The following is a 7,706-nucleotide window of genomic DNA, read 5'->3' as shown; positions in this document are numbered from 1 at the left end:
TTTATCACCAGTCGCCGTAAAACCACCCACTTCAGGGGGTGGATATAAGGCGACACACACTGTCGTAAGAAGTCGTTAAAGGGTTGTAAGTCAAAATTAACCTCGCCATACTAAGTATATGAAAACACTCAAACTACGCATTAAAGACAAACACATAAAAGAGCTGAATCAGCTAAGCGGTTCGGTAAACTTCGTGTGGAACTATGTTAATGCGTTAAGTTTTGAGCATTTAAGACGCACTGGCAGGTTCTTCAGTGCTTATGATTTAAGTGAGTATACCAAAGGTAGCGGTGAGTGTTTAGGATTACACAGTCAGACCTTACAGGCTATCAATGAGACACACGCTAAATCACGTAAACAATTTAAAAAAGCCAAGCTTAGCTGGCGTACTAATCGTTCTGATGCCAAACGTAAATCACTGGGCTGGATACCTTTTAAAAAGTCTGCTATCAAATACCTAAGCACAAGACAAACGGGAAAGAAAGCACTTAAATCAACCATACAGCTATCACTTTCTAAAGGTCAAAAGCTCCTCATCGATGTATTCGATAGCTACAACCTAAGTCTATATCAAATCAACACGCTTGAGATAGTACAAGACAGTCGTAATCGTTGGTATGCCTGTATCACCGTTAAAGACTTTCCTAAGCAAAAAGGCGGTACAGGTAGTGTTGGTATTGATTTAGGATTAAAAGAGTCGGCTACTACCTCAATGGGTGACAAGCTAATTATTAAGCAAACGCAAAAGTGGGCTAAAAAGCTTGTCTATTCTAATAGTATTTTTTATTTACTTAGGATTGTCTAAGTCTTCTCTAATAATCTGCCGGACCTTAACACTAAACAACATAATTGGTACTAGTACTAAAAATATCAGTAAGCAAAATATCAAATCTTTTTTTAAAATCTCTAATGTCATGTTGTGTTTTTGATCTGAAACTATCTTACTTAAAAATATACCTAAGACGAATATAAAACATTTAATACTAGCAGTTAAATAAGGATGGCCTTTAACTCTCCACATTATAATAACTGCTGTACAGACCATAATTATGACTGTAACCATATATTATTTATCCTTATCTGTTATTTTTTGAACTGATTTACTACCAGCTTGATTCATCATAGTTTGGTTTATAAAAATAACATTACCCGTTGTATTTTTTAAGTTTTTAGGCAAATTCATAAAACTTACAGGTTTTGAATTCGTAGCTTTATTCATTGCCCCTCCATAAGCACCAGTTGCTGCACCAATAGCACCTTGAGCTGCAATTGGTCCATAATTAGGTTTACATACTAAACAGTTCATTTTTTGGCGTCCATATTCCATTCCAGCTGCAGTTGCAGCTCCTTTTATAGCTGCTCCGCCTACTGATGGAGTTGTTGAAGGAGCCGTTAATAACAATCCTCCTATTTGAGGAGTGCTTGCAACAACTACACCTGTGGTAGTAATTTTTCTAAATTCTGCTTGCTATTGCGGGGCGAGCCAATAATAAAGAACGTGTAAAAGCAATCCACGCTAAAATCAAAAATTCAAGGTTAGACTCAACTCATAAATTCACCACCAAGCTAGTGCAGAGTAATGCCTTGATTGTGGTTGGTGATGTTAAATCACGCTCATTTACCAATAAAAAAACCAACCTAGCTAAATCGACATACGATGCAGGTTGGTTTGAACTCAAACGACAACTGGAATATAAATGCAAGTATGCAGGTTGTCAGCTTGAGATAGTAAATGAGAGTTACACTACCCAAACTTGCTCGTGCTGTCGCAAGATAAGCGATAGTAGTCCGAAAGGTAGAGCAGGTTTGCGAATAAGAGGGTGGACTTGTGCTGAGTGTGGCACATGGCATGATAGAGATATCAATGCCGCCAAGAACATCCTTGCGGTCGGGCTTGACCGTCTAGCTGTAGGAATCCCCTCGGTTTAGCGAGGGGAGGAAGTCAATCATCGTTTCTATACAATCGACAGATGCTAAATTCATTATCTGTAATGCCGTCTTTAATCTCATTGGGGTTACCATCCATAAATAAATTATCGTTACGTGTGCGTCTTGGCTCGCTTTCAAAAACGTCTATGGCCATACCATTAGGTATCAGCAGAACGCCCACACTTTCACGCCTTGATTTATGCAAAAGCCCCTGATGATCTAGGGTATAGAACTCAGCACGAATTTGACGGCCACTTAAAACACGCCTTTGTATGCTAGAGCATTTGTATTTTTCGAGTAGTGTTTTAACGTCAATGGATAAATGCGTATGTATGCTGTCATTCTCTAATTCAACGCTAAACCCTTTGCTTTCAAGGTCTGTGGCGACTTTTAAAAATCTATTCCATTGATCTTTGGCCATTTCTTCAAAGTCTTTTCTTGCCTGATCGCTTTGATTGTCTTGATCTCTCAGGGGTGATGTATATGTCGCAACGTGTACCATACCGCTATCAAAACGCACTGATTGATGCGACTTATACATGGTTATTTTGACTTTCACCACATCATTATTAACGAAACGAGGAAATACCACGGGCAGTTTTGGATCATCATCTGAACGATCAAAGCCATTTGGTAATTCCTCGTCCTTCTCCCTGTATGCCTTGATTTTACTGAGGTAGGATATTTCTTTTGTAGCGTCCAACAACTGCTTTTCATATTCTGCAAGAGCCCGTTTGTCGGCACCAGTTTTGACAACGGCACGAAATAGCTTGTTGACTTTTTTGTCTTTAAATAGCGGTTGGTTGGAGTCAAAGAGCGTGACGTTTTTATAACCTAAGGCATCATTATTTTCCTTTACTGGTTCAGCCAAAACACTGATGTTTATAGCGTTATGCAGTGCCAGGGCATACTTTTTACGCTCAGCTTTTAACGCTTGATCAAGTTGTCCAAGCGAGTATTTTTTTGGATCATCACCTAACTTAACCATAGTTATTCCTTAATTAATAGGCTAATAACCTATTATATTCATAAAAAAACTGTAAAACAAGTTTTTTATTGTTTTAATAGGTTAATAACCTATTATAAATGTAGGTAGCTATCTAATAAGCATTTTAGTTAAAATAATAGGCTAATAACCTATTAATATATATGGCGGCCGCCTGTCAACACATTTAAAAGCAGCCTCGCCTTGCCAAGCAAAGCAAGCAAAGCACAACGCTACGCCCAAAACGTTAGTTTTGCGCCCACATGGGCGCAAAGTGTCACTTGCTCTTGCTATTGAGTTCGTCACGCTCGGCTCTCAACTTCTCTAAATCTCTTTGAAGCGATATGTTTTGAGTTGATATATATTCGTTTTTCGTCATTAAATCAGCGTATCTTTTGTCTAGTTCTTTGAAATCTGATTTGAGCTTCACATTGTCATTTCTTGATTGATTAACTTCGGCAGTGAATTTGTCACGCTCTGCGGTGATTGCTTTAAGTTCGCCCTTTAACTCTGCGTTACTCTCTCTAGCTTGTTCACGCTCGTTTGTCACGCTCTTAATATCGGCTTTAAGTGCTTTAAGTTCGTCTGTAAGCCGTTCTATCTCTGTTTTGTCGCTGTCCGCTTTGCTCTCTAACTTCGCAATTTTGAAAGTGTTCGCTGTCAGTTCTTTTTGTGCGTCTGCTAATGCTGTGCGTGTGTCGTCAAGCTGCTTCTGTGCAGTGTCTTTTGCAGTGTTTGCAAGTTCCAGCTTGTGCTGTGTATCTATTAACTGTTGCTTGAGCGTGTCACGCTCTGCTGTTGCCTGCTCTGCGTCTGTACTGGCTTTGTCGGCGGTCGCTGTGACTTCGTCTAACTGTTGCAGTAACTCTGCTTGTTCTGTTTCAAGCGTTTTAACGCTCTCTGCGTATTCGTCAACGTCTTGCTGTGCTTTTGCTTTAACGACTTCTAAAGCGTCACGCTCTTTTGCTAAACGATCGTTAGCTATATTAATAGCTGTTTGCCACATGTCAGCCCCTAAAGTCTGCAAGCGTTCATTGATACCGTTCGGCAGGTCGATTTGTTGTAACTGCTGTTCTTCTTTATGCTCTTGTCGCCATAACTGCATAGCGTCTGAAATAGTCGTGAATGAGCCACCGCCCAAAGCTTTGCGTACGTTTGCCAGTGTGGGCTTAATGCCCTGCTCGTGTAATTCGTCTGCTTTTGCGTGAATTTGCTGTGTAGTAAGTGCCATTTTTTTATAGTCCTTATTTGTAGTGAGATATTAATACACTTAACTTTGTAGTGTATGTAGTATAATACAACATACAACAATACATAAAAAACCCCAAAGCTATTTGGGGTCTATAAAAGGTATATAAGATGTGTATACTTTTTATATACTAATTACCGTTTTTTATCGGTGCTAAATAGCTCTCTAACCCCTTGTTTTTCTTATTAAATGATTCTGGCTCTCGTTGAATAATCAACATCATTTCACGTTTAAATGCGTCTGTATTCATCTTGCCTTCATAGCTTAATTTTGGATGATCGTTATAGTCGTTCATGAACTGAACGCTATTAACGATTGCTTTGATTTTGTCTTGCGATAACGTGCCGTTTTTGCATGCTATCTTATCAAGTGTTTTCTTATAAAAACTAAGTGTTAATCCAACAAATGAGCGACTAACTTTTTTATAACTAACGCTAACTTTATAGTTCGTTTTTTGATTGATTTCATTAATTGCTTTCTCTATTACAAATTCTCGCAACTGTCCGAACTGTTTGTAGCTATTTTGAACTCCCATTAGTTCCTTAAAATCATCTAAATCTAGCTCTTTGCTGTATTGAAATTGATTAGTCCACATCACTATCAGCTCATATAAACGCATAGAGTGTACGCTAGATAGTTCAGCAACTTCATGTAATCTGTACTTAGTAAAGTTAGCTGATAGCTCTGTTAAGTATGGAAGTATATCCTCGGCAAACGTAACAGTTATTTGTGCTTTTTTTGGATCAAACCGAATTCCACTAACGAACCTTGTTCTCAAAGTCTGATTATCTTCGAGCTTTATAGTTACTTCTCTTTCAAATAAACGATTAGCAGCCCTTCGCAAATCTCTATATGCATTATCATTTGTTCTTTCGTTATAGAACAACTCTTTCATTGTTTTAACCGATATGGTGAACTTAGTTTGCTTCGTTACTTCAACTGGTCTATTGGGTCTGCTGTCAATTTTACTAATGCACGCAAGCAACAGCTCTTTCTCAAGAGTAGTCATTATGTACGATGCTGAAACCAAGTTGTTAGACTGTGCGACTAAATTATCTTTCATTTTTTTATTATTCCTATATTAGATTGGTTATCTAATATAGCGAATCAACCTAAAAAAAAACAATACTTAAAACAATATTATTATAACTACTGTTTTTTCACTTCATTTACTGTTTTTTCACTTCATTTACTGTTTTTTCACTTCATTTACTGTTTTTTCACTTCATTTACTGTTTTTTAGACTTGTAACTTATTGATTTTAAAAGAAAAAAATAGCCCTTAAACAGGATTAAACAGGATCAAACAGGATTAAATAAAAACCCTTAAAAAATAGCGAAAAAAATTTTTTTGCTGTGGATAACTTTTTTGAAGTCAGTTTTTAAGTCAGATCTACATCTTGTTACTCTATTAATTATGTTTTTTTAACGCATACATAATTTATAAATCACATATCTATTGAGCATCACAATGTAGAAACAAGAAAAGAGAGCTAACAAATAAAAATCATGTCTGATAAAAGAAAAATCGAATTAACACTTAAAAAAGTCATTTAATAAAAGAAAATCAGACTTAATAGCAAAAGATACAAGCCAAAAAATAGTGAGTAGTTAAAAAATCGGACTTCATAGAAGAAAAACAGCACTAATAAATAATAATTGTATTTAGCAACTGAAAATTAGACTTAGTAACTGAAAATTAGAGTTTATAGAAGAAAAACAGTATTAATCTTTAAAAATTAATACCAGCAACAAGCATTTTTAGAAACAAGAAAAACGAGTTCACAATTATTTTTTTTATGTATATAATGAGATTGCAGGCTAAATACCTTTTTAAGCCAGCAGTCCTAAGAGGGGGCTATTTCACTTCGTTGCATATTTCCCTCTTAGGTGCTGGTAAGGGGGAAACCCCCTTAACCCCCGAACCCATTTTAAAATCGTGGAGGAGTCAAAATTATGGCCACTAAACGAAATCGAGAAATCTCGATACGAGTCACTGACGATGAGTTAGAGAAGATGAAAAAGCGACAGTCAGGCGGTACTCTAGCGGGTTGGCTTAGGGAATTGGCTTTAGGTGTTGTGCCAACCAAAAAAGCAGATCCCGACTTGATATTAACTTTAGGTCGTATTGGGTCTAATCTAAATCAAATCGCACGACACGCAAATATTGAAGAAAGTCTTGATGCAAAGGTATTGCGGGAGATAGAAATCATAAGAGGTTTAATCAACTCTCTTGTTGATGAAAATATCGAGCAATCAATTCGGGAGAATGAGAAAAATGATTGTTAAATTCTTTCGTAGAAGTAAGGAAAACGGGTCAGCACCAATCAATTATTTGCTTGGTCATAAGAGAGATCGAAAAGATGTGCGAGTCTTTAGTGGCGATCCTGAATTAACAAAGCAAATCATTAATGCGAGTCGCTTTGAGCATAAGTACAAATGCGGAGTTTTATCGTTTAGCGAAAAAGCATCAGAGTTTACCGAACAACAAAAAAAAGATTTAACCATTGAGTTTGAAAAAACACTCTTTCCAGGCTTAGAACCCGATCAATATAATGTGCTTTGGGTTGAGCATTCAGACAAAGACGGCAGATTAGAATTGAATTTTTTAATCCCAGCAGTCGAGTTAAGAACTGGGAAACGCTTACAGCCTTACTATAAAGGCACAGACCAGCGCAGAGTCAACGCATGGAAGAACATTGTTAATCACGAAATGCGCACGATTGATGGTAAAAAGTTGAGCGACCCGAATGACCCCAGTCGCCGTCGATTAAACAATAAATACATTGGCACAGCGCCCACGCCGTATGACGCACCACGCAAGAACAAAAAAGACGACAAAAAAGACGACAAAATAAACGATCGTGACGAATTGCGGAAATGGATTGATGACGAAATGATAGAGCGCCACGAGCGCAACGAGTTGCGAGGTCGCAACAGCGTTATAAGAGCGCTTAATCAACTGGGCGTAACGATTGAGCGCACAGTAAAATCATCAATAACCGTATCACACCCTGATGTAACAGATAAGAATGGGAAGCCGCAGCGAGTAAGGCTTAAAGGCGGTATGTATGCAAGCGATTATAATCCGCATTTATATGCGCCCGTCGCTCAAGAACGCTACAAAAATAATGCATCGAGACGCATTATCATAGAGCGCTATGAGTACGAAAACGCTATGCAAATCAAAAAAGAGCAGATGCAAAAAGAGTTTGGCGACGCAGTCGTACCGCCCCCTCTCGAACTTACACAGCCCCGCCCAAAACATCCCAGAGAACAGCGACAGTCACCACAGCTTTCACATCAAGTATTATCAATCAAAAATAAGTAATACCTAACAATAGTGAAAACGATTTTTGTTCATTGTTTTTAAGGCTGGCTGACAAAAGAAGCCCCATAGCAAGGGGCTTCTTTTGTTAAGCGTTTAGCTCAGCAATCTAGGGGCTTTATCACCAGTCGCCGTAAAACCACCCACTTCAGGGGGTGGATATAAGGCGACACACACTGTCGTAAGAAGTCGTTAAAGGGTTGTAAGTCAAAATTA

At 38.0% G+C, this 7,706-nt stretch carries 6 protein-coding genes and 2 pseudogenes; 4 read left to right on the top strand and 4 right to left on the bottom strand.

Translation table 11 applies throughout. From position 1 onward, the window contains the following. Positions 1 to 118: 118 nt before the first annotated feature. Positions 119 to 763: pseudogene (locus tag A1232T_RS12695) on the top strand (nuclease/transposase family protein); the annotation flags it as partial. A 303-nt stretch (positions 764 to 1,066) separates the two neighbouring features. Here A1232T_RS12695 and A1232T_RS12685 read toward each other — a convergent pair. Further along, a complete protein-coding gene (locus tag A1232T_RS12685; RefSeq protein WP_143513999.1) occupies positions 1,067 to 1,402 on the bottom strand; it encodes a hypothetical protein in 336 nt (111 codons plus the stop codon). Positions 1,403 to 1,464: 62 nt separating this feature from the next. On the opposite strand from A1232T_RS12685, the pseudogene A1232T_RS12680 reads away from it, so the two are divergent. Further along, a pseudogene (locus tag A1232T_RS12680) lies at positions 1,465 to 1,929 on the top strand (RNA-guided endonuclease InsQ/TnpB family protein); the annotation flags it as partial. Positions 1,930 to 1,942: 13 nt separating this feature from the next. Here the strand turns inward: A1232T_RS12680 and A1232T_RS12675 are convergent. The 3 genes from A1232T_RS12675 to A1232T_RS12665 all read right to left on the bottom strand — a co-directional run bounded on the left by A1232T_RS12675 (position 1,943) and on the right by A1232T_RS12665 (position 5,226). After that, complete coding sequence (locus A1232T_RS12675) at positions 1,943 to 2,917, bottom strand: hypothetical protein (protein ID WP_077449741.1); 975 nt, start codon at positions 2,915 to 2,917, stop codon at positions 1,943 to 1,945. Positions 2,918 to 3,191: 274 nt separating this feature from the next. Beyond that, positions 3,192 to 4,145: a DNA-binding protein gene (locus A1232T_RS12670; RefSeq protein WP_077449740.1), complete on the bottom strand. Its 954-nt coding sequence runs from the start codon at positions 4,143 to 4,145 to the stop codon at positions 3,192 to 3,194. 148 nt (positions 4,146 to 4,293) lie between these two features. Further along, a complete protein-coding gene (locus A1232T_RS12665; RefSeq protein ID WP_077449739.1) occupies positions 4,294 to 5,226 on the bottom strand; it encodes a replication initiation protein in 933 nt (310 codons plus the stop codon). A gap of 892 nt (positions 5,227 to 6,118) precedes the next feature. On the opposite strand from A1232T_RS12665, the gene A1232T_RS12660 reads away from it, so the two are divergent. Together A1232T_RS12660 and A1232T_RS12655 are read left to right on the top strand one after the other, a co-directional pair. Beyond that, positions 6,119 to 6,451, top strand: a complete 333-nt coding sequence (locus tag A1232T_RS12660) for a plasmid mobilization protein (protein ID WP_077449738.1) — start codon at positions 6,119 to 6,121, stop codon at positions 6,449 to 6,451. Continuing rightward, positions 6,441 to 7,493, top strand: a complete 1,053-nt coding sequence (locus tag A1232T_RS12655) for a relaxase family protein (RefSeq protein WP_167367081.1) — start codon at positions 6,441 to 6,443, stop codon at positions 7,491 to 7,493. The genes A1232T_RS12660 and A1232T_RS12655 overlap by 11 nt, the downstream gene beginning before the upstream one ends. The last annotated feature ends 213 nt before the right edge of the window (positions 7,494 to 7,706 follow it).

The organism is Psychrobacter pasteurii (assembly GCF_900162815.1).
GTDB classification, from domain to species: Bacteria; Pseudomonadota; Gammaproteobacteria; order Pseudomonadales; family Moraxellaceae; genus Psychrobacter; species Psychrobacter pasteurii.
The sequence above is the reverse complement of the archived record's forward strand: the minus strand, read 5'-3'. Positions and strand labels throughout refer to the sequence as shown.

What these genes read in the sequence shown, in the direction of transcription:
- A1232T_RS12655 (WP_167367081.1), top strand. Translation starts at nt 6,441, where the DNA reads ATGATTGTTAAATTCTTTCGTAGAAGTAAGGAAAACGGGTCAGCACCA.
- A1232T_RS12670 (WP_077449740.1), bottom strand. Translation starts at nt 4,145, where the DNA reads ATGGCACTTACTACACAGCAAATTCACGCAAAAGCAGACGAATTACAC.
- A1232T_RS12675 (WP_077449741.1), bottom strand. Translation starts at nt 2,917, where the DNA reads ATGGTTAAGTTAGGTGATGATCCAAAAAAATACTCGCTTGGACAACTT.
- A1232T_RS12665 (WP_077449739.1), bottom strand. Translation starts at nt 5,226, where the DNA reads ATGAAAGATAATTTAGTCGCACAGTCTAACAACTTGGTTTCAGCATCG.
- A1232T_RS12660 (WP_077449738.1), top strand. Translation starts at nt 6,119, where the DNA reads ATGGCCACTAAACGAAATCGAGAAATCTCGATACGAGTCACTGACGAT.